This is a genomic window from Pigmentiphaga sp. YJ18 (assembly GCF_038066655.1).
Taxonomy (GTDB): Bacteria; Pseudomonadota; Gammaproteobacteria; order Burkholderiales; family Burkholderiaceae_B; genus Pigmentiphaga.
On the sequence record NZ_JBBUKU010000003.1, the window covers coordinates 144090 to 169638 of the forward strand.

General features: G+C 68.8%; 21 protein-coding genes. 11 read left to right on the forward strand and 10 right to left on the reverse strand.

Features of this window, described 5'->3' with window-relative positions; translation table 11 throughout:
* The first annotated feature begins 1 nt into the window (after position 1).
* The 4 genes from WKR98_RS20495 (at position 2) to WKR98_RS20510 (ending at position 5882) form a co-directional block, all read left to right on the forward strand.
* On the forward strand, positions 2–1261 hold the full coding sequence (locus tag WKR98_RS20495) for a D-amino acid dehydrogenase (protein ID WP_341434549.1): 1260 nt from the start codon (positions 2–4) through the stop codon (positions 1259–1261).
* Between the two features lie 96 nt (positions 1262–1357).
* Positions 1358–3532 carry a glycogen debranching protein GlgX gene (gene glgX / locus WKR98_RS20500; protein WP_341434550.1) on the forward strand — a complete coding sequence of 725 codons (2175 nt, stop codon included), beginning with the start codon at positions 1358–1360 and terminating at the stop codon, positions 3530–3532.
* A gap of 109 nt (positions 3533–3641) precedes the next feature.
* Positions 3642–5549, forward strand: coding sequence for a sensor histidine kinase (locus WKR98_RS20505; RefSeq protein WP_341434551.1), 1908 nt, complete (start codon positions 3642–3644; stop codon positions 5547–5549).
* A 135-nt stretch (positions 5550–5684) separates the two neighbouring features.
* Positions 5685–5882: a hypothetical protein gene (locus WKR98_RS20510; protein ID WP_124690633.1), complete on the forward strand. Its 198-nt coding sequence runs from the start codon at positions 5685–5687 to the stop codon at positions 5880–5882.
* Here WKR98_RS20510 and WKR98_RS20515 read toward each other — a convergent pair.
* The 4 genes from WKR98_RS20515 to WKR98_RS20530 are packed head-to-tail and all read right to left on the reverse strand — an operon-like array spanning position 5879 to position 9509.
* Positions 5879–6481, reverse strand: a complete 603-nt coding sequence (locus tag WKR98_RS20515; RefSeq protein WP_124690634.1) for a 2-hydroxychromene-2-carboxylate isomerase — start codon at positions 6479–6481, stop codon at positions 5879–5881. The genes WKR98_RS20510 and WKR98_RS20515 overlap by 4 nt on opposite strands.
* Positions 6482–6514: 33 nt before the next feature.
* Complete coding sequence (locus WKR98_RS20520; RefSeq protein WP_341434552.1) at positions 6515–7480, reverse strand: tripartite tricarboxylate transporter substrate-binding protein; 966 nt, start codon at positions 7478–7480, stop codon at positions 6515–6517.
* 28 nt (positions 7481–7508) lie between these two features.
* Positions 7509–8774 carry a CaiB/BaiF CoA transferase family protein gene (locus WKR98_RS20525; RefSeq protein WP_341434553.1) on the reverse strand — a complete coding sequence of 422 codons (1266 nt, stop codon included), beginning with the start codon at positions 8772–8774 and terminating at the stop codon, positions 7509–7511.
* 24 nt (positions 8775–8798) lie between these two features.
* Positions 8799–9509, reverse strand: coding sequence for a glutathione S-transferase family protein (locus tag WKR98_RS20530; protein WP_341434554.1), 711 nt, complete (start codon positions 9507–9509; stop codon positions 8799–8801).
* 144 nt (positions 9510–9653) lie between these two features.
* Here WKR98_RS20530 and WKR98_RS20535 point away from each other — a divergent pair, with 144 nt between their 5' ends.
* Together WKR98_RS20535 and WKR98_RS20540 are read left to right on the forward strand one after the other, a co-directional pair.
* The gene (locus WKR98_RS20535; protein WP_161567888.1) at positions 9654–10631 is read left to right on the forward strand and encodes a LysR substrate-binding domain-containing protein; all 978 of its coding nucleotides are present in this window, start codon (positions 9654–9656) and stop codon (positions 10629–10631) included.
* 69 nt (positions 10632–10700) lie between these two features.
* Positions 10701–11972, forward strand: coding sequence for a CaiB/BaiF CoA transferase family protein (locus WKR98_RS20540; protein WP_341434555.1), 1272 nt, complete (start codon positions 10701–10703; stop codon positions 11970–11972).
* Positions 11973–12018: 46 nt separating this feature from the next.
* On the opposite strand, the gene ppa is transcribed toward WKR98_RS20540, so the two are convergent.
* The 5 genes from ppa to hemC form a co-directional block, all read right to left on the reverse strand.
* Entirely contained in the window at positions 12019–12555 is a 537-nt protein-coding gene (gene ppa / locus WKR98_RS20545; protein WP_124690640.1) for an inorganic diphosphatase, read from the reverse strand.
* Between the two features lie 71 nt (positions 12556–12626).
* Positions 12627–13922 (reverse strand): heme biosynthesis HemY N-terminal domain-containing protein, encoded by a 1296-nt coding sequence (locus WKR98_RS20550; protein WP_124690641.1) that lies wholly within the window; start codon positions 13920–13922, stop codon positions 12627–12629.
* A 3-nt stretch (positions 13923–13925) separates the two neighbouring features.
* Positions 13926–15086 carry a uroporphyrinogen-III C-methyltransferase gene (locus tag WKR98_RS20555; protein WP_124690642.1) on the reverse strand — a complete coding sequence of 387 codons (1161 nt, stop codon included), beginning with the start codon at positions 15084–15086 and terminating at the stop codon, positions 13926–13928.
* Positions 15083–15922, reverse strand: coding sequence for a uroporphyrinogen-III synthase (locus WKR98_RS20560; protein WP_124690643.1), 840 nt, complete (start codon positions 15920–15922; stop codon positions 15083–15085). Before WKR98_RS20560 ends, WKR98_RS20555 begins: the two co-directional genes overlap by 4 nt.
* Positions 15923–15928: 6 nt before the next feature.
* Positions 15929–16852, reverse strand: a complete 924-nt coding sequence (hemC, locus tag WKR98_RS20565; RefSeq protein WP_445936142.1) for a hydroxymethylbilane synthase — start codon at positions 16850–16852, stop codon at positions 15929–15931.
* Positions 16853–17047: 195 nt separating this feature from the next.
* Here hemC and ppc point away from each other — a divergent pair, with 195 nt between their 5' ends.
* The 4 genes from ppc to WKR98_RS20585 all read left to right on the forward strand — a co-directional run bounded on the left by ppc (position 17048) and on the right by WKR98_RS20585 (position 23101).
* On the forward strand, positions 17048–19891 hold the full coding sequence (gene ppc, locus WKR98_RS20570) for a phosphoenolpyruvate carboxylase (protein ID WP_341434556.1): 2844 nt from the start codon (positions 17048–17050) through the stop codon (positions 19889–19891).
* Positions 19892–20075: 184 nt separating this feature from the next.
* Entirely contained in the window at positions 20076–21215 is a 1140-nt protein-coding gene (locus tag WKR98_RS20575) for an FAD-dependent monooxygenase (protein WP_341434557.1), read from the forward strand.
* Positions 21216–21244: 29 nt separating this feature from the next.
* Positions 21245–22210, forward strand: a complete 966-nt coding sequence (locus WKR98_RS20580; RefSeq protein WP_124690647.1) for a tripartite tricarboxylate transporter substrate binding protein — start codon at positions 21245–21247, stop codon at positions 22208–22210.
* Positions 22211–22261: 51 nt separating this feature from the next.
* Entirely contained in the window at positions 22262–23101 is an 840-nt protein-coding gene (locus WKR98_RS20585; protein ID WP_124690648.1) for an IclR family transcriptional regulator, read from the forward strand.
* 219 nt (positions 23102–23320) lie between these two features.
* Here WKR98_RS20585 and WKR98_RS20590 read toward each other — a convergent pair whose 3' ends face one another.
* Positions 23321–24484 (reverse strand): MFS transporter, encoded by a 1164-nt coding sequence (locus WKR98_RS20590; protein ID WP_124692458.1) that lies wholly within the window; start codon positions 24482–24484, stop codon positions 23321–23323.
* A 141-nt stretch (positions 24485–24625) separates the two neighbouring features.
* Here WKR98_RS20590 and WKR98_RS20595 point away from each other — a divergent pair, with 141 nt between their 5' ends.
* Positions 24626–25528, forward strand: coding sequence for a LysR family transcriptional regulator (locus WKR98_RS20595; protein WP_341434558.1), 903 nt, complete (start codon positions 24626–24628; stop codon positions 25526–25528).
* The last annotated feature ends 21 nt before the right edge of the window (positions 25529–25549 follow it).

A 25549-nucleotide genomic window follows, 5' to 3' on the forward strand; every position in this document is an offset into this window, starting at 1 on the left:
CATGAAAGTCCTCGTGCTGGGCGCCGGCGTGGTCGGCGTCGCGACCGCCTACTACCTGTGGAAGGACGGTCACGAAGTCACCGTGGTCGAACGCCAGCCCGGCCCCGGCCGGGAGACCAGCTACGGCAACGCGGGAGGATTGTGTCCGAGCTTCGCCGGCCCCTGGGCCGCGCCGGGCATGATCTCCAAGGTGCTGAAGCTGTCGGTCCAGCGCGATTCCCCCATCCGGTTCTCGCCGCTGCCCGAGCCCCGCAAGGTGGCCTGGGTGCTGCAATGGATGCGCAACTGCAATGCCGAGCGCTTCCGCGTCAACAAGCTGCGCATGCAGCGCGTGGCGCACTACAGCCTGCAATGCCTGCGCGAGATCGCCAGCGGCGAGGACCTGCCGTCGTTCGACTTCCATGAAGGCGGCACGCTGCAGATCTTCCGCACGCCCGCCGAACTCGACCTGGGCCGCCTGTCGGCCAAGGCTCTCGAGGAATACGGCGTGCCCTGGCGCATCCTGGATGCCACCGACATCAGCGCGCTGGAACCGGCCATGGCGCACAGCCGCGCCACGGTGGCGGGCGCCCTGCACATGCCCGCCGACGCCTCGGGCGACAGCTACAAGTTCTCGCAAGGGCTGGCCGCGTTCCTGCAACAGCGCGGTGTCGACTTCCGATACGGCGTGAACATCGACGCGCTGGAACGCCACGGCAACGCCATCGATGCCGTCCGCACGTCGCAGGGCCTGCTGCGCGCCGATGCCTACGTCGTCGCGCTGGGCAGCCACGCGCCGTTCCTGGTGCGGCCGCTGGGCCTGAACCTGCCGGTCTATCCGCTCAAGGGCTATTCCATCACCGTGCCCGTGTCCGACCCCGACGCGGTCCCGCGCATGGCGGTCATGGATGAGCACAACAAGATCATGATCTCGCGCCTGGGCAACCGCATACGCGCCGCCGGCATGGCCGAGCTGACCGGATACGGACTGGGCCTGAACCCGGCGCGCAGGAAGCTGCTGATCGACGTCGTGGGCGAACTGTTCCCGCGGGGACTGGACTGGGACCAGGTGGAATTCTGGGCCGGCCTGCGGCCCATGACGCCGGACGGCCCGCCCATCCTGGGCCGCACGCGCTGGAACAACCTGTTCCTGAATAGCGGCCACGGCTCGAACGGATGGACGCAATCCTGCGGCACCTCGCGCATCGTGGCGGACATCGTGGCCGGCCGGCAGCCCGCCATCGACCTGGATGGACTGACCGCGGAACGCTTCCACGCCTAGGGCCTTCGGTCCGCTTACTTCTTTTACCTCGCGTAGGACACTTGGGCGAGCGCTTTTGTTGCATGCTATGACCCGGCTCGTAGCGGAAGCAGCAGCATGGCGAACGGAATTTATCGACTTGCCGAAGGCCACCCCTATCCCCTGGGCGCGACCTGGGACGGACGGGGCACGAACTTCGCGCTGTTCTCGGCCCACGCCACCAAGGTAGAGCTCTGTCTGTTCGATGCCCAGGGCCACGAGACCGAGCGGATAGAACTGCCCGAATTCACCGACGAGATCTGGCACGGCTACCTGCACGGCCTGCAACCGGGCACGCTGTACGGCTACCGCGTACACGGCCCCTATGCCCCCGACGAAGGGCATCGCTTCAATCCCAACAAGCTGTTGCTGGACCCCTATGCCAAGGCGCACGCGGGACAGTTGCAGTGGTCGCCGGAAGTGTTCGGCTACCGCGTGGGCGATCCGGACGCGGACCTGTCCTTCGACGAGCGCGACAGCGCCCCTTTCGTCCCCAAGTGCATCGTGGTCGATTCGGCATCGGGCAGCCGCCCCGAACGGCTGCTCGTGCCCTGGGACCAGACCGTCGTGTACGAGATGCACGCGGCGGGCTATACCCGGCTGCATCCGGACGTGCCGCGCGAGCTGCGGGGAACCCTGGCCGGGCTGCAAAACCCGGAGGTCATCGCCTATCTGCGGGGCCTGGGCGTGACCTCGGTGGAACTGCTGCCGGTGCATACCTTCGTCAACGACAACCACCTGCTGGAAAAGGGGCTGACCAACTACTGGGGCTATAACACGCTGGGCTTCTTCGCGCCCGATCCGCGCTATTTCGCCGGCGAGGCCGTGCAGGAATTCAAGGGCATGGTGGACCACTTCCACGATGCCGGCCTGGAAGTCCTGATGGACGTGGTCTACAACCATACGGCCGAGGGCAACGAACTGGGACCGACGCTGTCCTTCAAGGGCATCGACAACGCCTCGTACTACCGCCTGCTGCCCGAGCAGGCGCGCTACTACATCAACGACACGGGCACGGGCAATACCCTGAACCTGAGCCATCCGCGCACGCTGCAGATGGTGACGGACAGCCTGCGCTACTGGGTCACGGAAATGAAGGTGGACGGCTTCCGCTTCGACCTGGCCACCATACTGGGACGCGAGGACCATGGCTTCGACGAAGGCGGAGGTTTCCTCGACAGCTGCCGCCAGGATCCCATCCTGTCCAGCGTCAAGCTGATCGCCGAGCCTTGGGACTGCGGGCCGGGCGGCTACCAGGTCGGCGGCTTTCCCCCGGGCTGGGCCGAATGGAACGACCGTTTTCGCGACACCGTGCGCGGCTTCTGGAAGGGCGACGCGGGCACTGCCGCCGATTTCGCCACCCGCATCACCGCCTCGGGCGACCGCTTCAACCGGCGCGGACGCAAGCCCTGGGCCAGCGTGAACTTCGTCACCGCGCACGATGGGTTCACGCTGAACGACCTGGTGTCCTACAACGACAAGCACAACGAAGCCAACGGCGAGGACAACCGCGACGGGCACTCGGACAACCGCTCGTGGAACTGCGGCGCCGAGGGCCCCACCGACGATCCGGGCATCCGGGCGCTGCGCGAACGCCAGAAGCGCAACATGCTGGCGACCCTGCTGCTGTCGCAGGGCACGCCCATGATGCTGGCCGGCGACGAATTCGGACGCACGCAGCGGGGCAACAACAACGCCTACTGCCAGGACAACGAGATCAGCTGGGTGGACTGGGAAGGCATCGACGACGACGGCCGCGCACTGCAGGAGTTCGTGCGCAAGCTCCTGTACCTGCGCCGGCGCCTGCCGGTCCTGCGGCGCAACCGCTTCCTGACGGGCGAATACAACGAGGCCCTGGACGTCACCGACGTGCGCTGGCTCTCGCCCTCGGCCACGCCGCTGACCGGCGAGCAATGGGCCGACGAGTCCATGCGCTGCTTCGGCATGCTGATCGACGGCCGCGCCCAGGCCTCGGGCATCAAGCGCCCGGCCTCGGACGCCACCCTCCTGCTGGTGTTCAACGCCCATCACGATACGGTCAACTTCACGCTGCCGGACGTGCCCGGCCCCGATGCCTGGACCTGTCTGCTGGACACCAACATGCCGGTGCGCGAGGACCTGCCGGTGTTCAACGCGGGAGACGTCTACCAGGTCACCGCCCACTCGCTGCTGCTGTTCGCGCTCGAGGCCAAGGGCGCGTCGGCGCGCGTGCTGGCCAATATCGAGACCCGCCTGACCGACCCGGCGGAATGATCCAATTGGTTCTCGCCTGGCACCGATGATTCCCAGTCCGGGGGGAAGCCGGTACAATCCGGCGCGGCTGCCACAAGTAACCCTTTATTTCAATTGATACCAAGCTCCAATGTCGGCTGACCGAGCAAGCGCCCAGGCAGGCGACGCCGGAGCCGCTGCCTCCGCCCAAGTCCGCCTTCCCGTCCGGGGACGAGGCCTGATATACGGATGCTCCGCGCTGGCCCTGCTGGCCTGTGCGGTCACCGGCGGCCTGCAATGGCCGATCGCCGTTCCGTTGATCTCCACGCTGGTCGCTGGCGTCATCGTGCTGCCCCTGCGCGAATCGACGCTGCTCTCGGCGGCCTCGGTGGTCTTCACGTCGCTGCTGGACTTCTGGGGCTGGATGATCGGTCCGCTGCCGCTGGTCTGGCGCCTGCCCGACGTCCCGGTCGCGCCGCTGTTCGCCGTGACCACGCTGCTGTCCGTCGCCGTGGTCCACCTTTGCCTGTCGGCCTCGCAGGCAGCGGGCCAGCGGCTGGCCGCGCGAGCCGCCCTCGACCGCCCCGCGCAGCCGGCCACGCACCTGGAACCGCTGCTGGACCTGCTGCCGCACGCCATGGCGATCACCGGCGCCGACGGCTCGCTGGCCTATGCCAACGGCCCCTACCTGGCCCTGATCGACAAGCCTGCCGCCGTCGCGCTGGGACGCACCCTGCGCGAGCTGTGGCCGCGCCGCGCGGCCTCGCTGTGCGCGCCCCACCTGGAACAGGCCACGCAGGGCAAGGCCGCGAGCTTCCGGCTGCCGTTCACCACGCCCGACAACGTCAAGCGCGAATTCGACGTCTTCCTCTCGCCCCACGCCGACACGGACGCGGGCCCCCAGGCCACGCTGATGATGCTGGTCGACGTGACCGACGCGGTGCGCGCCAAGCACGGCCTGATCGAACGCGAATCGATGTACAAGGCCGTCATCGAGCATGCCCCCATCGGCATCCTGACCCAGGTCGACGGCCTGCTGATCTATGCCAACCCCGCGGCGCTCCTCATGCTGTCGGCGGACTGGTCGGGCCGCGCCATCGGGCGGCCGTTCTCGGACTTCATCGTCGACAAGGACCGCGAGAAGGTCCGCCGGCGCATCGAGGAACTCGCCCAGGCCCCGGGCTTCGCCGAGTTCAGGCCCTACCGGCTGGTGGCGCTGGACGGCCAGAAACGCGACGTCGAGCTGGCCGCGATCAGCGTCACCCGGGACGGCAAGCAGCGGGTCGAACTGTTCTGCGTCGACGTCACGGAACACCGGCTGGCCGAAGACAAGATCCGGCAGTTGAACGAAACCCTGGAGCTGCGCGTGGCCGAACGCACGGCCGAACTGGAAGCCTTCACCAGTTCGGTCAGCCATGACCTGCGCGCGCCGGCCCGCCAGATCATGTCGGCCGCCGACATCATGCTGCGCAAGACCGGACAGCCGGGCAGCGATATCAAGCCCATGCTGTCCGCGCTCCTGACCACCGCGGAGCGCATGAACCGCACCATCGACGCCCTGCTGGAACTGTCGCGCCTGGGGCGCGCCGGCATCGTGCCCTCGCTATGGCCGCTCAGCACCATGGTGCAGGAAATCCAGTCGGAGCTGGCCGCCAGCGTGGGCGACCGATCGGTTTCGTGGCGCATCGACGCGCTGCCGCGCGTGTTCGCCGACCCTCATCTGATCCGGCTGGTCATGGTCAATCTGCTGGACAACGCGGTGAAGTTCACCCGCTACACACCGAACGCGCGGATCGAGGTCTGGGCCGACGAATACGAGCAGACCGTCGCCATCAACGTGCGCGACAACGGCGCCGGCTTCGACATGCGGCAGGCGGGCAAGCTTTTCACCATGTTCAGCCGGCTGCACTCCAACCGGGATTTCGACGGCACCGGCGTGGGGCTGGCGCATTGCCGCCGCATCATCGAACGCCACGGTGGACGCATCGTCGCCCATGGCGAGGCGGGCAAGGGGGCCACCCTGCGCTTCACCCTGCCCCACGAATCGCATTCCGCGTGAACCCGCTACGCCGGGCCGGGCCAACCTGTATCTGTATGTAAAACACCACTGCAACATTACATTGCGGAAATGTTTACAGAATGCAACAGGGAAAATCTAGAATAAATGGTCCCTATTCCTCGTTTTCGAGGCGCCATGACCACCCTCGCCTACAGCTCGCTCGCGGTTGCCTTCCTGTTGGGCTTGCTCAAGCTTCGGTCGTCCTGGCGCAAGCGGCGGCGCCTGCGGGAGATCGAACTGCGAGGAGGATCGCTGTGCCTGGAATGCGACCGCTACCTGAAGCCGCACGCCCGCTACTGCCCGCATTGCCTGGCTGAACAGAAGCGCGCCTAGGCCGCGCGGGCCTGCCGGCGCCGCAGTTCGTCCTCGACGAACTCCATCCGGTCCTTGCCCCAGAACAGCTCGTCGCCGACGATGATCATCGGCACGCCGAACACCTCGCGCGCGACGCCCTCGTTGGTGCTGCGGGCCAGTTCCTCGGCAATCTCGTCCGAGGCGCTCAGGCGCTCGAATGCGTCCGGATCCACCCCCAGCGCCTGGGCGATGGGACGCAGGCCGGCATACTCGGCGATGCTGGCGTCGCCGTGCTCCCAGTAGCGCTCCATGACCCGCTCGACGAATTCCAGTTCCTTGCCGTGGCGGCGCATGGCCAGCGATCCGCGCAAGGCACGGCTGGACTTGATCGGGAACTCGCGCGGCATCTGGAACGGCAGACCGTACTTCTCAGCCCAGCGCATCAGGTCGCGCTTGCGGTTGCGCAGCTTCGCCTTGGGTTCCTTCATCAGTTCGTAGTTGTTGCTGCGGAACACGTAGCCCAGGTTGAACGGGTGCAGCACCAGTTCGGCACCGTAGCGCGCCAGCAATGGCTTGATCAGCTTGATGGCGAAATAGGTATTGGTGCTGCCCACGTCCCAGTACATCTCGATCTTCATTGCGTCTTGCTCCAGGAAAAATCCGCGTCCGTGCTATTGCACCAATCCCTGCGACTGCTGGATGAGCGGTGTCCACGTGGCAACCTGGCTCTTGAGCTTCTGCTCCAGCGCGGCGGGCGTCGCTCGTCCGGCTCCCACGGGCATCGCCCCCAGCTTCTTCATGCTGTCGACGAAAGCCGGATCCGACTGGGCGGCCTGCAAGGCCTGCTGCAGCCGGCCGATCACGGCCGGCGGCGTCGCGCGCGGCGCGTACAGGCCGTGCCAGACCGTGACCTCGAAACCAGGCAGGCCCTGTTCGCTCAGCGTCGGCAGCTCCGGCAGCGAAGGCAGGCGGACCGCCGTGGTGCTGCCATAGGCCTGCACGCGGTTCGCCAGGATGGGTTGCTGGGTGGTCGTGATCTGGTCGCACAGCAGGTCGACCTGGCCGCCCTGCAGGTCGGTCATGGCCGGCGCGGCGCCCTTGTACGGAACGGTCGTCAGGGCCACCTTCAGGCGCGTCATCAGCATCAGCCCGCATAGATGCGACGCCGTGCCGATGCCGGCATTGCTGAGGTTGATGCGCGAGCCCTGGCTCTTCAGGTAGGCCGAGAGCTCCTGGAAATTCCTGGCCGGCAGGTCCTTCTTGCCGACCAGCGTCATGGGCACGTCGACCACTTCGCCCACATAGCCGAAGTCCCGCACCGGGTCGAACTTGATCTCCGGGGACAAGGCCTTCACGGTGGACATGCCGATGTTGTGGATCATCAGCGTGTAGCCGTCGGGCGCGGCGCGCAACAGCGCTTCCGCGCCGACGATGCCGCCCGAGCTGGGCCGGTTGTCCACCACCACCGTCTGTCCCAGGTTGGCGCCCATGGCCAGCGCCAGGTGCCGCGCGACCACGTCCGTCGGGCCGCCGGCCGAGAACGGCACGATCACCGTGACGGGCCGTGCCGGAAAGGTCTGCGCCGATACCGGCCCGGCCGCCACGGCCAACGCCGCCGCAAACATGAATGTCCGCATGATGCCTCCTCCTTGGATGGATGACTCGTCAGGCCGCCCCGCGTCTGCCGCGCGCGATCAGCCTGTCCTGTACCAGGACCTCTTCCGCGTAAAGCGCTGCGATGTCCTCGGGCCCCAGCCCGAGCACCTCGCTCAACACGTCTTCGTTGTGCTCGCCCAGGGCATCGGCGCGCAGCTCGCGCGCCGGTTCCCAGGCGGAAAAACGGACCGGCAGCCCGGGGATGTCGAAATCGCCCAGCACCTCGTCATGGACGCGCCGCACGGTGCCGCGCTCGCGCAGGTGCGGTTGCGCCATCGCCTCGTTCAGCGTCAGGACGGGCGCGCAGGGAATGCGATGCGCCTCCAGCGCGGCGATGGCCGTCTCGCAGGAATCGAAGCGCGCCAGCCACCCTTCCAGCAGGGTCTTGAGCGCCGCGTTGTTGTCGCGCCGCAGGGCCGCCGTGGCGAAACGCGGATCGGCCAGCAGTTCGGGCATGTCCAGCGCGCGGGCCAGCGCCTCCCATTGGTGGGGCAGCGTGGCCAGGGCGATGTAGCGGCCGTCGCCGCAGCGGAACAGGCCGGTCGGACCGCCGTCGGGATGCTGCGAGCCGGTGCGGCGAGGCGTGTAGCCGGGACGCAGCGACACGCGCGGCAGTGCCACCTCGTGCATCTGGAAATAGGTGTCCAGCAGCGAGGCCTCGACGTGCTGGCCTTCCCCGGTGCGTTCGCGATGCAGCAGCGCGTAGCCCACGGCCATCGCCGCCGTCAGCCCCGTGGCCGTGTCGCCGACCGCCATGGTGATCATCGCCGGATCGCCGTCCGGGTCGCCGATCAGGTCGGTGATCCCGGCATAGGCCTGGGCGACATAGTCGTAGCCGGGCTTGCGGCTGAGCGGCCCGCGCTGGCCCGCCAGCGAGATCGAGCACATGACCAGGCCCGGGTTCGCTTCGCGCAGCGCCTCGTAGGACAGCCCCGCGCGCTCCATGACGCCCGGGCTGAAGTTCTCGACCAGCACGTCGCAGCGCGCGGCCAGCGCCTTGATCAGCGCCACGCCGCGCGGATGCTTCATGTCCACCGCCACGCTGCGCTTGGAATGGTTGTGCTGGAAGTAATAGGTGCTGCGGCTGGAATTCTTGTGCAGCGGATCGCGCGAACGCAATCCGCCTACGCGAGTGCGGTCGCCGAACGGCGCGAGCTCGAGCTTGATGACGTCGGCGCCGAGCTCGGCCATGATGCGCGAGCAGGTCGGCCCGGCCACGATCTGCGTCATATCCAGGACGCGGTATCCCTTGAGCATGGGCAAGGCGGCGGACATGGGACTCCTTCGGTGTGGCGATTCTCAGACTTGGCGCGCGCCCGGCCGGGCGCCGCCGAACAGGTTGTTCCAACGCTCGCCCTGGGGCGGAGCGCCGCTGCGGTCCACCTTCCCGGCCAGCACCGCGAGTCCGCGCTGCACGGCCGGACGGGCGCGAACCGCCGCGTACCAGCGCTTCAGGTTGGGCCAGGCGTCGATGTCCTGGCCCTGCCACCTGTAGGGCCGCAGCCAGGGATAGGTGGCGATGTCGGCCAGCGTATAGGCATCGCCGGCCAGGTACTCGGCCTCGCCCAGGCGGCGGTCGATCACGCCGTACAGGCGATGCGCCTCGTTGGTGTAGCGGTCCACCGCGTAGGGGATGGTCTCGGGCGCGTACTTGCGGAAGTGATGCGCCTGGCCCAGCATGGGGCCGACTCCGCCCATCTGGAACATCAGCCACTGCACGGTGGCATAGCGCCCCACCGGATCGGCGGGCAGCAGTGGGCTGGCGAATTTCTCGGCCAGGTACATCATGATCGCGCCCGACTCGAACATCGCCAGCGGCCGCCCGTCCGGACCGTCCTGATCGACGATGGCGGGCACCTTGCTGTTGGGGCTGATGGCCAGGAAGGCGGGATCGAACTGCTCGCCCTTGCCGATGTGCACCGGCACCACGCGATAGGGCTGCCCCAGTTCCTCCAGCAGGATCGAGACCTTGTAGGCGTTCGGAGTGGTCCAGAAATAGAGGTCGATCATGATGTCCGTGCCCTTGCGCGGCTTCGCCGGGAATGGGAAGCCATGGTAGGGACATCGATGCGTCGGGAATAATAGGACATTGCGATCCCGGTATACGCGGAACCTATGGTCTACAGTGTTCCGCCGCGAGCACGAGAGAAGAACATGGAACTGAGGCAGTTGCGGTACTTCGTTCGCATCGTCGAACTGGGCAGCGTGTCCCGCGCGGCCAAGGATCTCTATATCGCGCAGCCGGCCCTGAGCGCGCAGCTGGCGAACCTGGAATCCGAACTGGGCGTGCGGCTGCTGGCGCGCAGCGTGCGCGGCGTCACACCCACCGCCGGCGGCAAGACGCTGTACCTGCATGCCCAGGCCGTGCTGCGGCAGGTCGAACGCCTGCGCCGCGACGTCGCGCATGCCGGCGCGCTGCCCGGAGGCCCGGTGTCGGTAGGCATGCCCACCAGTGCCGCCAACGTGCTGGCCGGCCCGCTCATCGCCACCGTGCAGCAGCGCTATCCCGACGTCCAGCTCAGCCTGGTCGAAAGCCTGAGCGGCCACCTGCGCGAACTGGTGGGCAACGGCCGCCTGGAGATGTCCCTGCTGTTCGAGCCAGCACCGCCACCGGGCGCGGCCGCGCGCGAGGGCGGCGACCTGCCCCACATCCACCGCGTCCCGCTGGTCGAGGAAGAGCTGTTCCTGCTGTCGGCCACGCCCGCCCCAGGCGCCCGCGACGGCCGCGTCAGCCTGGAGGACGCCGCGGCGATGCGGCTGGTGCTGCCCGGACGCGCCAACATCACCCGCCAGCTCATCGACCAGGTATTCGCCGCGCGCGGGCTGGCCACCCAGGTCATGGCCGAACTCGATTCGCTGTCCACCATCCAGACCATCGTCGAACGCGGCCAGGCGGCCACCATCCTGTCGCTGTCCTCGCTGGTGGGCGAAGGCGCTCGCGACCGGCTGTCGGCGCTGTCGGTGGGCGACCCGCCCATCCTGCGGCGGCTCTCGCTGTGCAGCCCGGACATCGTCGCCATGGGCTCCGCCGCGGAAAGCGTGGCCGCGCTGATCCCCGAGCTGGTGCGGGACATCGTCGCGGCGGGCGGCTGGCCCGGCGCCACGGCGCTGGCGGCCGCGGAGGTTCCATAGCGGCCGGATATGGCCCCCGCGCAAAGTCCTATGACGCCCGCATCGCCGGTTCTGCTTAGACTGCCCGCCATGAACCAGACCACGCAGAAGCTATTGTCCGGGACCCTCGTATTGGATCTGACCCGCTTTTTCTCGGGTCCGCAGGCCACCCTGTTCCTTGCGGGCATGGGCGCGCAGGTCGTGAAGATCGACGATCCCGCCACGGGCGATCCCACCGCGTTTTCCCCTCCTTATGCCGGACCCGGCGGCGTGTCCTTCCAGCGGACCTCGGACGCGGACATGGGCCTGGCCTACCTGAAACGCGCGCGCGGCAAGCAATCGGTCATGCTGGACCTGAAATCGGAAGCGGGCCGCGAGGTATTCCTGCGCATGGTGGCCGGCGCCGACGTCGTGATCGACAATTTCAGCGCGGGCGTGGCGGACCGGCTGGGAATAGGCTATGACGCGCTGGCGGCGGTCAACCCCGGCATCGTCTATTGCTCCCTGACGGGATACGGCGCGACCGGCTCCGATCGCCACCTGAAGGCCTACGACCTGATGGTGCAGGCGGCGGTGGGCCTGATGAGCGTGACCGGGGAAGCCGGCGGCCCCCCGGTCAAGACCGGCTCGCCGCTGTCGGACGCCATTGCCGGCGTGTTCGCCGCGTCCGGCATCCTGGCCGCCCTGCTGCACCGCCAGCGCACGGGGCGCGGCCAGGCGGTGGACGTCTCGATGGCCGACTGCCTGTTCTCGCTGATGTTCGACGAACCCTTCGACTGCTACGAGCGGCTGGGCCTGCCCCACCGCCAGGGCAGCCGCATCATGCGGTTCTCGCCCTTCAACGTCTACCGCTCGCGCGACGGCTGGGTAGTGCTGGGCGCGGCCACCGCCGCCGACTGGACCGCCCTGCTGGGCGCGATGGAGCGGCACGACCTGACGGACGATGCGCGGATGAACGATCTGGGCTGGCGCATCGCCCACAACGCGCAGGTCGACGCCATCGTGTCCGCCTGGACCGAGGCGCGCGCCACCCAGGACATCGTCCAGGCCCTGCACGCGGCCAAGGTGCCGTGCAGCCCGGTGCGCAGCATCGACGAGGTCATGCAATGGCGACAACTGCGCGAGCGCGGCATGGTGGTCCCGGTGCACAACCCCATGACCGGCACCGACATGGCCGCCAGCGCCCCCGGCTTCCCCATCAAGTTCAGCGCAGGCCAGGCCGGCTACGACGCGCCGGCGCCGCTGCCCGGCGCCCACACGCAGGAGATCCTGGAAACGCTGGCCGGGCTGTCGCCCCAGCGCATCGAGGAACTGGCAGCGCGCGGGATCGTACGGCGCGCGCAGGTGCCGCCTTCCCAATGAAAAAGACCTCCCGTCGGGAGGTCTTCTGCCTGGCACAACCGTTGCCTTACTTGCCGGCCTGCTGGTAGCGCTCGATGCTGCCGACGATCTCCTGGCGGGCGGCTTCCGGGCCGTCCCAGCCCTTGATCTTGACCCACTTGCCCTTTTCCAGATCCTTGTAGTGCTCGAAGAAATGCTGGATGCGCAGCAGGTACTCGGGCTGCAGGTCTTCCGGCTTCTGCCAGTGGCGGTAGATGGGCAGGACCTTGTCCACGGGCACGGCCAGCAGCTTGGCGTCGCCGCCCGCTTCGTCGTCCATGTTCAGGATGCCGATGGGGCGGCAGCGCACGACGGCGCCGACGGTGACCGGATGGGGGGTGATGACCAGCACGTCGACGGGGTCGCCGTCGTCGGACAGGGTCTGCGGCACGTAGCCGTAATTGCACGGGTAGTGCATGGCCGTCATCATGAAGCGATCGACGAACAAGGCTCCGGTTTCCTTGTCGACTTCGTACTTGATCGGATCCGCGTTCATCGGGATCTCAATGATGACGTTGAATTCTTCCGGCGCCTTTTTGCCGGGACCGACTCGATCGAGATTCATAACTGCCTGGAAGGTTGGAAAAAACAAGTGGACCGGCCCGGGGCCGGTACGACATCGAAAAAAAACCGCCGCTAGAGGCCAGCCGCGCGATCGGGCGCCACGTCCTCTTCGCTCTCGAACTGGGGACGCGCGGCGGCGGGTCCGAACAGGACCGCTTCGTCGGCCTTCAGGACCGGCAGGCCGATCACGGCCTCGGTAGCCAGGCGCCAGTGGCGCACGGCCTCGACGGCGCGGTCGGTGCGATCGTACAGGCTGGCCAGCAGCGCATGCGTGCGCGGGTCGTCGCGCTCGCTCAGGCTGCGTTCGAGATATCGCTGCGCCGGGCCCCACAGGCGGCCGCACAGGCACAGCGTGCCCAGCGCCTGCAGCAGGTCGGGATCATTGGGATGCTGGCGCAGCCAGCTCTCGGCCTTCTCCAGCCGCGGAGGTATGTGTTCGGGGCTGCAACGGGCATAGGCCTGCAGCAAGAGCGGGCTGAGCTGGGCGTCGAGCGCGGTCTCGAGGATGCGGCGGGTGCGCACTTCGTCGCCATCGGCCTCGAACACCGCGGCGCCGGCCTGCGCCACTTCGGGCAGGATGCGCTCGTCGTCCTTCAGGTCCTTCCAGATGGCGCGCCGCGTGGCGGCATCGCTGGCCGAGCGCAGCAGTTCGGCCGCGGCGGTGGCGATCATGCGCGTGGCGGCGGCCGGATGCAGGGCATTGCGCTTGGACAGCGTGCGCGCCAGCTTCAGGACCTCGGCCCAATGCCCCAGGTCGCGATGGGCTCGCAAGGTGAGCCGCAGCGAATGCATGTGCTTGGGCCCGCCCTCGTGCAGTTGCGACAGCAGCGCCAATGCTTCCTCGGGCCGCTGCTGGTCGAGCAGCATGTCGGCCTCGACCAGGACGACCGCGGGCTTGAGTCCGGCGTCGGCTTCCGCGGCCTCGCGGGCCTGCGCCAGCAGCAGGTCGCGGCGGGTGAATTCCTGCATGGCATGCGCCGCCCGGGCGGCCGACAGGTTGGCCAGGACGCGGCGCGACGGCACGTCGGTCTGTCCGGCCACGCTGCTCATGTCGGCCTCGGCCTTGGCATAGCGGCCTTCCAGCAGATTGATCCAGCCGCGCTCGAGCAGCTCCTGCTGCTGCGTCAACGCGCGCCGCGCACGCCAGCGGCGCACCCGCACCGGCAGGTCCAGGGTCCAGGAGATGGCGCGCAGCGCGGCGTACAGCACCGCGAACAGCGCGACCAGGATCAGCGCGGCCAGGCTGGCGGACAGCTCGACCCGGTAGGGCGGCAGCAGCAGCGCGACGTTGCCGGAGTGATAACGCAGTCCGACCGCCAGCCCGACGGCGGCCACCAGCAGCAACAGGGTCCAGAACCAGGTGCGCATGCCTTACCTCTGCGCGCCGGGAACGGCATTGCGCGGCAGCACCGAGCGCACCGCGGCCAGGCTGTCATTGAGGTTCGGCAGCTCGATGGAGATGTCGGTCTCGCGGATCTGCCGCAGCAGCGTCTGGGCGTTGCGCGTGGCCGGCGCATTGGCATCGAAGTAGGCGGGCAGGGCCTGGCCGACCGCGTCCAGGTCGGCGCGCCAGGCATGTTCCTGCCGGGACAGCAGGGCCAGGCGGGCGTTGAGCAGCCTGAGCTTGAGGTTCTCGCGCACCATGGCGCCCTGCTCGGGAGACACCAGCAGGGCATCGGGCTTGTCGATGCGGCGAATGCGGATCAGGTCGCGCATGTCGCCCAGGAAGCCGTTCCGCAGGGGTTCCCACCAGGCGATGGCCCGCTTCCACCAGGACGCATCGGCCGCCGGCGCCTGGACGGCTTCGGCCGCGGCCGGCGCGGCCTGGCCGTCGGCTTCATGGGCCGGCTGCACGCCGGCCAGCAGCGGCAGGCGGTCCAGCAGGCCGATCAACTGGTCGATCTTGACCACCAGGCCGGACACGTCCACCGACGGCAGTCCGCGCAGCCGCTCGAGGTCCTGCGCGATGGCGCGGCGCACGGCGGTGAACTGGGGCCGGTCGGCACGCGCCAGCCGGGCGTCAGCCACCTGCAGCGCGGCGATGGAGTTCTGCACGTTGCCGGCCAGCTGCAGCTGCTGGGCGGCGATGGACAGGGCCTGTTCGACCTCGATCAGGGTCCACTCGTCCTCGCCGCGCGACAGCTCCTGGTAGAGCTGCTCCAGCGCGGCCTGCTGGCTTTGCGACTCCAGCACCTTGGATTCGAGCACGGCCAGCTTGTCGGTATTGCCCTGGGAGATGGACAGGGCCTGACGGGCGCGGGCTTGGGCATCGCGGGAGAAGGAGTCGATCTCGTTGAAGCGGCGCGCCGATTCGCGGCCGATGGCATCGACCAGCTGCTGCTGGCGCCACAGCGCGGCCGCCAGCACCACGATCACGATCAGCGCGAAAGCGAGCACCGTTCCCAGCCAGGGGAAGGACCGGCTGGACGTCCGCCCCTTGGGGGCACGGCCGGCGCGCTCGGTTGCGGAACGGGTATCGTTGGGCGCAGGACCCTGCGCGGATGCGGGAGATGCGTTCTCGGATGCAGTCATGACACCGATTCTATCGCGGCCAGGATGTCCTCATCCCGGGGCGCGCAAGTTTGTAACATTGGCGGGTGGTCGCGAGCGGGCAATGCTTCGGCGATCACCGTTATTAAATGCCGGGCGATCCGTGGATGGGTTGCAACGAGACGACAATCGGCCCACCAGTCCAGCAATCCCAGGCGGGCAAGCTGCCCGCGCACCGCGTCCACGCCCTCGGCGCTGGTCAGCAGCCACGCGGTGGGCGTGCCGGCGCGGGCCAGTTCGCGCAGGCGCTCGGCCTGGGCCGGCATCCACGTCTCGGGCACCCGCCTGTAGGCGCGGTGCAGGGTGACGCCGGCGCCGGCCTCGCGCAGGCGGCCGGCCAGCCAGTCGCGGCCGCTGCCCTGCTCGCCCCGGCCGCCGCGCACGATCAGCACCCGCGACGGCAGCGGCGCGGCGGACAGGATGGCCCACAGCGCCTCGGAGTCGAAATGCGGGCTGTCGGCGGCGGGCTGCAGCAGCCGCGGCCCCTGGCCGAAGGCCGGATGTTCGCGTAGCGCCCGCGCGCTGGCGGGTCCGACGACCGCGGCGGCGGTGGCGGCGGGCCAGGCCCGATCTGGCCCGGTGGCCTCGCGCCACGCGTCCAGGAACATCCGCACGGCGTTGCCGCTGACGAAGACGACGAGATCGAAGGCCGCGGGATCGGGCACCGGGCCGGCCTCCGGGGTCAGCCGCAGCGCCGGCAGGTCCAGCGGCCGCCATCCGCCCGCCGCGAGCGCCCGCGCCAGGCCGTCGTTCTGGCCGGCGGGACGGGTCAGGATGACGGTGCGCCCGGGTACCGGCGCGGATGGCTGGGCCGGCATCGCGGCTCAGCCCAGCGTAGCGAGGATATCGGCCGCACCGGCCGCGAGGAGTTCTTCGGCCACGGCCAGGCCCAGGGCCTCGGCGTCCCGCGCGGTGCCGGTGCGCTCGGCCCGGACGATGCGCGCGCCGTCGGGCGTCGCGACCAGGGCCCGCAGGCGCAGCGATTCGCCCTGCGCCTGCGCATAGGCGGCCAGCGGCACCTGACAGGAGCCGCCCAGGCGCCGCGACACGGCGCGTTCGGCCAGGGCCTCGGCGGTGGTGGCAGCATGCGACAGCGGCGCGAGCACGGCACGCAGGTCTTCGCGGTCGGCGCGGATCTCGATACCCAGGGCGCCCTGCCCGGCGGCCGGCAGGCTGTCCTCGGGCGCCAGCAGGGTCCGGATGCGGTCGCCCAGGCCCAGCCTGCGCAGACCCGCGGCCGCCAGCACGATGGCGTCGTATTCGCCGCGATCGAGCTTGGCCAGGCGGGTCTGCAGGTTGCCGCGCAGGGGCCGCACCTGCAGGTGCGGATGGCGGGCCCGGACCTGCGACTCGCGGCGCAGGCTGGAGGTGCCGATGACCGCGCCGGCGGGCATGTCGGCCAGCGCCGCGTAGCGCGCCGACGCCAGGGCGTCGCGCGGATCCTCGCGCTCCATGATGGTGGACAGCGCGAACTCCGGCGCCAGGTCCACCGGCACGTCCTTGAGCGAATGCACGGCCAGGTCGGCCCGGCCGTCCTGCAGGGCGGTTTCCAGTTCCTTGACGAACAGGCCCTTGCCGCCGACCTTGGACAGCGTGCGGTCCAGGATGCGGTCGCCGCGGGTGGTCATGCCCAGCAGTTCGACGGAATACTGCGGATACAGCGCGCGCAGCCGCGCCTGTACATGTTCGGCCTGCCAGAGCGCCAGCTGGCTTTCGCGCGTGGCGATGATCAAACGATCGTTTTTCAAAATGCGGGGATCTCGATTGCGGTGCGGACAGGCTTCCGCTCTCGCGGCGCCCCCCTTCGGGATTATAGAAGTATTCGATACGGGCCCTTTTTTCATGGCATGCTCTGGAGGCGCCCGTACCGCGTTCTTTTGCCTTCGGGCCCGTCTCCAAGCATTTGCAGCAGCCGACTCCAACGACAACACGCGCGACGCTCCATGACCTCATCGCTTCAAGATCCCGACCTACCTCTTCGCAACGACATCCGACTGCTGGGCCGCCTTCTGGGCGACGTGATCCGCGCCAGCGAAGGCGCGGGCGTCTTCGACACCATCGAGACCGTGCGCCGCACGGCGGTGCGCTTTCGCCGCGACGGCAACGCCACCGACGGCCGCGCGCTGGAAAAACGCCTGAAGCTGCTGGCGGCCGACGAGACCAACTCCGTGGTCCGCGCCTTCACCTACTACCTGCACCTGGCCAACATCGCCGAGGACCGCGACCAGAACCGGCGCCGCCGCGCCACCCTGCTGCAGCAGGACGCCCCCGCGCGCGGCAGCCTGCAGGACGCCGTCACCCAGTTGCGGGCCGCGGGCATCGGCAACGCGCGCATGCGCCAGTTGCTGGACGAAACGCTGATCTCGCCGGTCCTGACGGCCCACCCCACCGAGGTGCAGCGCAAGAGCACGCTGGACGTGCACAAGGAAATCGCCCACCTGCTGCAGGAGCGCGACGACCCGCGCACCACGGATGAATCCTTCGAACAGACGCTGGCCCTGCTGGGCCGCATCACCACGTTGTGGCAGACGCGCATGCTGCGCAACTCCCGGCTGACGGTAGCCGACGAGATCGAGAACGCGCTGTCCTACTACCGCAGCACCTTCCTGCCCGTCATCCCGCAGCTGTACGGCCATCTTTCGCGTCTGCTCGGCCGCGAGCCGGCCGATCCGTTCGGCCCGCACCCCACGCCGCTCAAGTCCTTCCTGCGCATGGGGAGCTGGATAGGCGGCGACCGCGACGGCAATCCCAACGTCGATGCCGAGACGCTGAACCTGGCGCTGCTGCGCCAGAGCACGACGGCCTTCGAGTACTACCTGGACGAGACCCACGCGCTGGGCGCCGAACTGTCCCTGAGCGCGCTGCTGACGCCCGCCTCGCAGGCGCTGACCGCGCTGGCCGAACAAGGCGGCGACCTTTCCGAGCATCGCCGCGACGAGCCCTACCGCCGTGCCCTGGTCGGCATCTACGCCCGCCTGGCGGCATCGGCGCGGGTGCTGACCGGCCGCGGCCTGGCCCGCCGCGAGGCCCCGCCCGCCCAACCCTATGCCGAGCCCGCCGAATTCGCCGCCGACCTGGCGGTGATCGCCGATTCGCTCAACGGCCACCATGCCTCGCCCATCGCCCGGCTGCGCCTGTCGGCGCTGCGCCAGGCGGTGGACGTATTCGGCTTCCACCTGGCCACGATCGACCTGCGCCAGAGTTCCGACGTGCATGAACGCACGGTGGCCGAGCTGTTCGCGCGCGCCGGGGCCGAGGCCGACTACGCCAGCCTGGACGAAGCCGCGCGCATCGAACTGCTGCGGCGCGAGTTGAAGGAGGTCCGCCCGCTGGTCTCGCCCTGGCTGCGCTACAGCGAGGAAACGACCCGCGAACTGGAGATTTTCCGGGCCGCCGCCAGCGCCCGCCAGCGCCTGGGCGCGCAGGCCGTGCACCACGCCATCGTGTCGCACACGGAAACGGTCAGCGACCTGCTGGAAGTCCTGGTGCTGCAGCAGGAAACCGGCCTAATCGCGCCGGGGGGCGGCTCCACGAGCGGCCACGTTCCCGCCGACGGCGAAGGGCTGATGGTGGTGCCGCTGTTCGAGACCATTCCCGACCTGGCCAACGGCCCCGCCATCATGGCGCAGTTCCTCGACCTGCCCGAGGTCAAGGCGCGCGTGCGCCATGCCCAGCGCGGCGTGCAGGAAGTGATGCTGGGCTATTCCGACAGCAACAAGGACGGCGGCTTCCTGACGTCGAACTGGTCCCTGTACCAGGCAGAACGCGCGCTGGTCGAGGTCTTCCGCGCCCGCAAGGTCAGGCTGCGCCTGTTCCACGGCCGCGGCGGCACCGTGGGCCGGGGCGGCGGTTCGAGCTTCGACGCCATCCTGGCGCAGCCTCCGGGTACCGTGGCCGGCCAGATCCGGCTGACCGAACAGGGCGAGGTCATCCAGAGCAAATACAAGGACGCCGACATCGGCCGCTGGCATCTCGAACTGCTGACCGCCGCCACGCTGGAGGCCAGCCTGGCCGACCACACCGAAAGCGCCTCGGCCGAGGACGCGCTGTTCGCCAGCTATGGCCAGACCATGGACCGCCTGTCGGCCACCGCCATGCGCAGCTATCGGGCCCTGGTCTACGAAACGCCGGGGTTCGCCGACTACTTCTTCGCTTCGACGCCGATCTCCGAGATCGCCGGCCTGAACATCGGTTCGCGCCCGGCCTCGCGCAAATCCACCGGGCGCATCGAGGACCTGCGCGCCATTCCCTGGGGCTTCTCGTGGGGCCAGTGCCGGCTGCTGCTGCCGGGCTGGTACGGCATGGGCGCGGCCATCGACGACTACCTGCGCCACGGCGAAGGCACCAAGCGCCAGCGCATCGAACACCTGCAGGCCATGGCGCGCGACTGGCCGTTCTTCCGCACGCTGCTGTCCAACATGGAAATGGTGCTGGCCAAGACCGACCTGGTCATCGCCTCGCGCTATGCCCAGCTGGTGCCTGACACCGCGCTGCGCAAGCGCATCTTCGGCGCGATCAGCGACGAGTGGAAGCGCACCATGAGCGCGCTGAAGCTGATTACCGGCCAGCGCCAGTTGCTGGCCGACAATCCCTCGCTGGCACGCTCGATCCGCGACCGCATCGCCTACATCGATCCGCTCAATCACGTGCAGATCGAACTGATCCGCCGCTATCGCGCCACCCTCGGCAAGGCGGGCCGCGCCAAGGCCGATCCGGCCGGCCGGACCCAGAACGGCATTCACCTGACCATCAACGGCATCGCCGCGGGCCTGCGCAACACCGGCTGACCCCGGCGGCATGGCGGACCGTCCTCCGGTCCGCCTTCTTCCCTTCCCCCTCTTTCCCGACATGCGCCGCGACCCGGCGCAGGTGCCCGCCTGCGCCTTCGTGGCTTCCCCCTATTGCTTCCTTCCTGCTCTAAGTTTTATATTCAAAAAAAGTTTTCTTATACAAAACAATCAGGATGGAAGCATGACGGAAGTCGACATCGCGATCATCGGGGCGGGCATAGGCGGCATGGCCGCCGCCATCGCTCTCCATCGCGCGGGATACAAGGTGGGCGTCTACGAACAGGCACCCCGGTTCGGGCGCGTGGGCGCGGGCATCAACCTGACGCCCAATGCGGTCAAGGTACTGGACGGACTGGGCGTGGGCGCGGTGCTGCGCGCCACCGCCTACGAACCCACCTGCCGGGTCAGCCGGCTGTGGGACAGCGGCCAGGAAACCTCGCGGCTGGAATTGCACGCCCAGGGAGAACGCCGCTACGGCGCGCCGCAACTGACCATCCACCGCGCCGACCTGTTGTCGGCGCTGGAAGCGACCCTGCCCGCCGGCTCGGTCCACCTGGGCGCCAAGGTAGTCGCCATCGGCCAGGACGAGCGCCACGCCTGGCTGGAACTGGCCGATGGATCGCGGGTGGCCGCGCGCGCCGTGGTCGGCTGCGACGGCATCCATTCGGTGGTGCGCGAAGCCATCGCCGGTCCCGAAGCCCCCCGCTTCACCGGCAAGGTGGCGTTCCGTTCCATCGTACCCACCGCGCCGCTCGCCCGCTATGACCTGACCCCGACGACCAAATGGTGGGGGCCGGATGCGTCCAGCCAGATCTTCACCTTCCTGATCGACCGCGGCCAGCGCGAGCTGTTCGTGTTCGCCACCGTGCCCGAGACCGAATGGACGCACGAGTCCTGGTCCATCCAGGGGCACAAGGACGAGCTGCTGCGTGCGTACGCCGGCTTCCACGAGGAAGCGCTGGCCATCCTGGAAGGCTGCGACGTCGTCCTCAAGACCGCGCTCTACGCCCGCGACCCCATGGCGCGCTGGACCCATGGCCGCGTCACGCTGCTGGGCGACGCCTGCCACGCCATGCTGCCCTTCATGGCCCAGGGCGCCGCCATGGGCCTGGAGGATGCCGCGGTGCTGAGCCGCTGCCTGGGCGAGGCCGGAGACGACGTACCCGCCGCCCTGCTGCGCTACGAACAGGCCCGGCTGGAACGCGCCAGCCGCATCCAGCGCGGCTCGCTGCAGAACGACTGGCTGCGCTCGGACACGAACGCCGACTGGGTCTATGGCTACGACGCCTGGACCGAACCCCTGCCCGAGCGGGCGCACTGAACCCTTCCCTTCCCCTGCGGAGTCATTCCATGCACAGACGACATTTCCTCGGCACCATGATCGCGGCGGCGGGCGCCGGCGCGGCCCCGGTCGCGCGCGCCCAATCCGGTTTCCCCTCGCGCCCCATTCGCATGCTGGTCGGCTTCGCGCCCGGCGGCGCCACCGACGTCGCGTTCCGCGTCCTGGCGCAGAACGCGGCCGCCATCCTGAAGCAGCCGGTCGTGGTCGAGAACAAGCCGGGCGCCGGGATGGTGATCCCCGCCCAGATGATGCAAACCACCGAGCCCGACGGCTACACGATCGCGCAGATCGCCGTATCGGTGTTCCGCACGCCCTATCTGGTCAAGACCACCTGGGATCCGCTCAAGGATCTGAAATACATCATCGGCCTGGCGGCCTACCCCTTCGGCCTCGTGGTGCCGGCCTCCTCGCCCATCAAGACACTGGCGGACTACATCGCCTACGCCAAGGCCAACCCCGGCAAGATGACCTACGGCACGCCGGGCACGCTGTCCTCACCCCACCTGACCATGGAAGACCTGGCCTTCCAGGCCGGCGTGAAGTTCAACCACGTGCCCTACAAGGGAGGCGCCGAGGCGCTGGTCGCGCTGCTGGGCGGACACATCATGTCGCTCGCCGACGGCCCGAGCTGGGCGCAATACGTCGAGTCGGGGCAATTGCGCCTGCTCGCCACCGGCGGCGAAACGCGCAGCGCGCGCTTCTCGGCGGCGCCCACGCTCAAGGAACTCGGCTACGACATCGTGCAGAATGCGCCCTTCGGGCTGGCGGCCCCGCGCGACACCGATCCGGGCGTGGTCCGCATCCTGCACGATGCCTTCAAGCAGTCCATGGAGATGGACAACTATCGCGCCGCGCTCAAGCAGTACGACCTTGAACCCGCCTACCTGAGCAGCGAGCAGTTCACCCGCTTCGCCGCGGACACCATGCAGAAGGAAAAACTGTTGATCGACCGGATAGGGCTGCGCAGACTATAAAATGACCGGGCGCAAGGTGCTTCGCCCTGCGCCCCGTCCTATCTGCCCCCTATGACCGACCCCCAACTGCCGGCTATCGAAGACGGCGACGACACGCCCGACAACGCTTCCGCTCCCCGCAAGGATCCTTACTGGGTCGACGCGCTCGCCCAGGGCCTGTCCGTGCTCGAAGCCTTCGATTGCGAGCAGCCCTCGCTGACCCTGACCGAACTGGCGCAGCGCCTGGGCTGGAGCCGCAGCAAGCCTTACCGCTTCGTGCATACGCTGGAGAAACTGGGCTTCCTGGAGCGCGAGGAAGTCGGCCGGCGCTACCGCCTGACCGCGCATGCGATGAAGCTCGGCTTCGCCTACCTGAACCGCCTGCCCCTCGTCGAGCTGGCGCAGCCGATCATGAACCGGCTGCGCACCGAAGTCGGCGCCTCGGTGCACATGGCCATCCTGGACCGCGACGAGCTGGTCTACGTGGCGCAGGCCCGCATCCCGCTGCCGACCTCGATCGACATCCATGTCGGGTCCCGCATGCCGCCGCACTCGTCATCGATCGGCCGGATCCTGCTGGCCTACAAGCCCCAGGCGGACATTGCCCGCATCCTGGACGGCGCGCCCATACCCGCCCTGACCGAAAAATCCACGGTCGACCCCGCCGCCTTCCGCGCGCTGCTGGATACCGCGCGCGAACGCGGCTACGTCTACAACGACGAGGAATTCCACCGCGGCGTGCGTTCGATCGCCGCGCCGGTCCTGAACGCCCAGGGAGAAGTCGTGGCCGGACTGAACGCGACCTCGATGATCTACACCTTCACCGACGAGGTCGTGGCCGGGACCGTGATCCCCGCCGTGGTACGGGCGGCGCGGGAGTTGTCGATGGCGCTGGGCTACCGCGAACGCTAGCCCCGGGGAGGTCAGCGCAGGTAGGACACCGCGACCGCGATCGCCACGCCGACGGCGCCGATCAGCACCAGCATCTGCATCAGCGTCAACCCTTTCTGCAAGCTCTTCATTCCATCCTCTGGCACCGCCCCTCGGGCGCGGCAATAAGAAACATACGTCGAAATCCGACGGGGCATAAGGTTAGCCTGTTTCACGCCGCCGATGGCGCGGGCGCCCCGCCTACTCGCACACCGGCTCTCGGCGCCGGCCGGCGTTGCCCAGCCAGACCAGCCCCAGCCCACCGGCGGCAAGCGCCGCGCCCGCCAGGGGCACCGCGGCGTAGCCCAGCCCCTGGCCGATGACGGCGCTGCCCAGGGCCGCCCCCAGCGCGTTGCCGAGGTTGAACGCGCCGACGTTGACGGACGAGGCCAGGCCGGGCGCCTGGGCCGCCGCCTGCATGACGCGCATCTGCACCGGCGGCACGATACCGAAAGCGGCGGCGCCCCACACGACCAGTCCGATGGCCGCGCCGACATGGGTGGTCAGGACCAGCGGCAGCACGGCCATGATGATCGCGAGCGCGGCCAGGATGAGCTTGGCCGCGCCGTCCAGGGACCAATCCGCCAGGCGGCCGCCCAGGGTATTGCCCAGGGTGAAGCCGATGCCGATCAGCACCAGCGCGAATGCCACGAAGCCCGGGCTGGCGCGGGTGATGTCGGCCAGCACGGGCGCCACGTAGGTGTAGAGCGCGAACATCGCGCCCGCCCCCAGCACGGTCGTGCCCATGGCAAGCAGTACCTCGGGGCGCGTGAGCACGGCCAGTTCGCGGCGCACGTCCGGCCGCGTGCCCGGCTCGCCCTTGGGCAGCGCCAGCCACAGCGCGGCGATCGTGACCAGGCCCAGCGCGGCGGTTCCGCCGAAGGCCACGCGCCATCCCACCTGTTGCCCGATCCAGGTCGCCGCCGGCACACCGCCGATGTTGGCCACGGTCAGGCCCATGAACATCGCCGCGATCGCGCTGGCCTGCTTTTCCCTGGGGACGACGCTGGCCGCCACCACCGCCCCTATGCCGAAGAAGGCGCCGTGGTTGAGACTGGTGACCAGGCGCGACAGGAGCAGGGTCGCGTATCCGGGCGCGAACGCCGACAAGAGGTTGCCGACGGTGAAAATCAGCATCAGCAGCATCAGCGCGGCCCGTTTGCCGAAGCGGCTGAACAGCAGCGTCATCACCGGCGCGCCCAGCATCACGCCAACGGCGTAGGCCGACACCAGCATGCCGGCGGCGGGAATGTCGACCTGTACCCCGTCGGCGATCACGGGCAACAGCCCCATGGGGGTGAACTCGGTCGTGCCGATGGCGAAAGCGCCGATGGCCAGGGCGAACAGGGCCGCGGTGGATTTCATCTCGGCTGGCTTGGAATCGTTGAAAGCGGGAGACATGACGGCCATCCTGGGACGGTTTTCTGTGGATGCAGCCAGTGTGCCGCGTTTATATTTGCAGATTAAGCCCGATATCAACCAATATCATTTGATTTAGATTCAACAATGAAGACCACCCTGGACGAGTTGCAGGCCTTCGTGGCCGTCGTGGACACCGGCTCGATCACAGCGGCCTCGGAAGTGCTCGGGCTGACCATCTCCGCCACCAGCCGCACCCTGGGCCGGCTGGAGGAAAAGCTCCAGACCACTTTGCTGCGCCGTACGACCCGGCGGCTGGAACTGACCGAGGAAGGCTCGACCTTCCTGCACCATGCACGCGCCATCCTGGCCTCGGTCGATGAAGCGGAGGAACAGATGGCGGCCCGGCGCCTGCACCCGGCCGGGCGGCTGCGGGTGGATGCGTCCACGCCGTTCATGCTGCATGTCCTCGTGCCGCTGCTGGACGGTTTCCGCGCCCGCTACCCCGAGGTGGAACTGGAACTGAACTCGAACGAAGGCATCATCGACCTGATCGAGAAGCGCACCGACGTGGCCTTCCGCATCGGCACCCTGAAGGACTCCACCCTGCACGCCCGCCCCGTGGGCACCAGCCGGATACGTGTGCTCGCCAGTCCCGCCTACCTGGAACGCCACGGTACGCCGGCCTCCCCGGGCCAGTTCGGGCGGCACACGCTGCTGGGCTTCACCCAGCCCGAGACCCTGAACGACTGGCCGCTGCGCGACGCGGACGGGAACACCGTTCGCATCCGGCCCACGATCGCCTCGTCCAGCGGGGAAACGCTGCGGCACATGGCCCTGGCGGGCCTGGGCATCGTCTGCCTGTCGGATTTCATGACGGGCGACGACCGCCGCCAGGGGCGGCTGGTGCCCTTGTTGTCCAGGCAGACGCTGGACGTGCGCCAGGCGATCAACGCGGTCTACTACCGGAACACCGCCCTGGCCTCGCGCATCACGGCCTTCGTGGACCACGTCGTCGATGCGTTGGGCAAGCGGCCCTTCGACGCATGACGCCCCACAAACGACAACGCC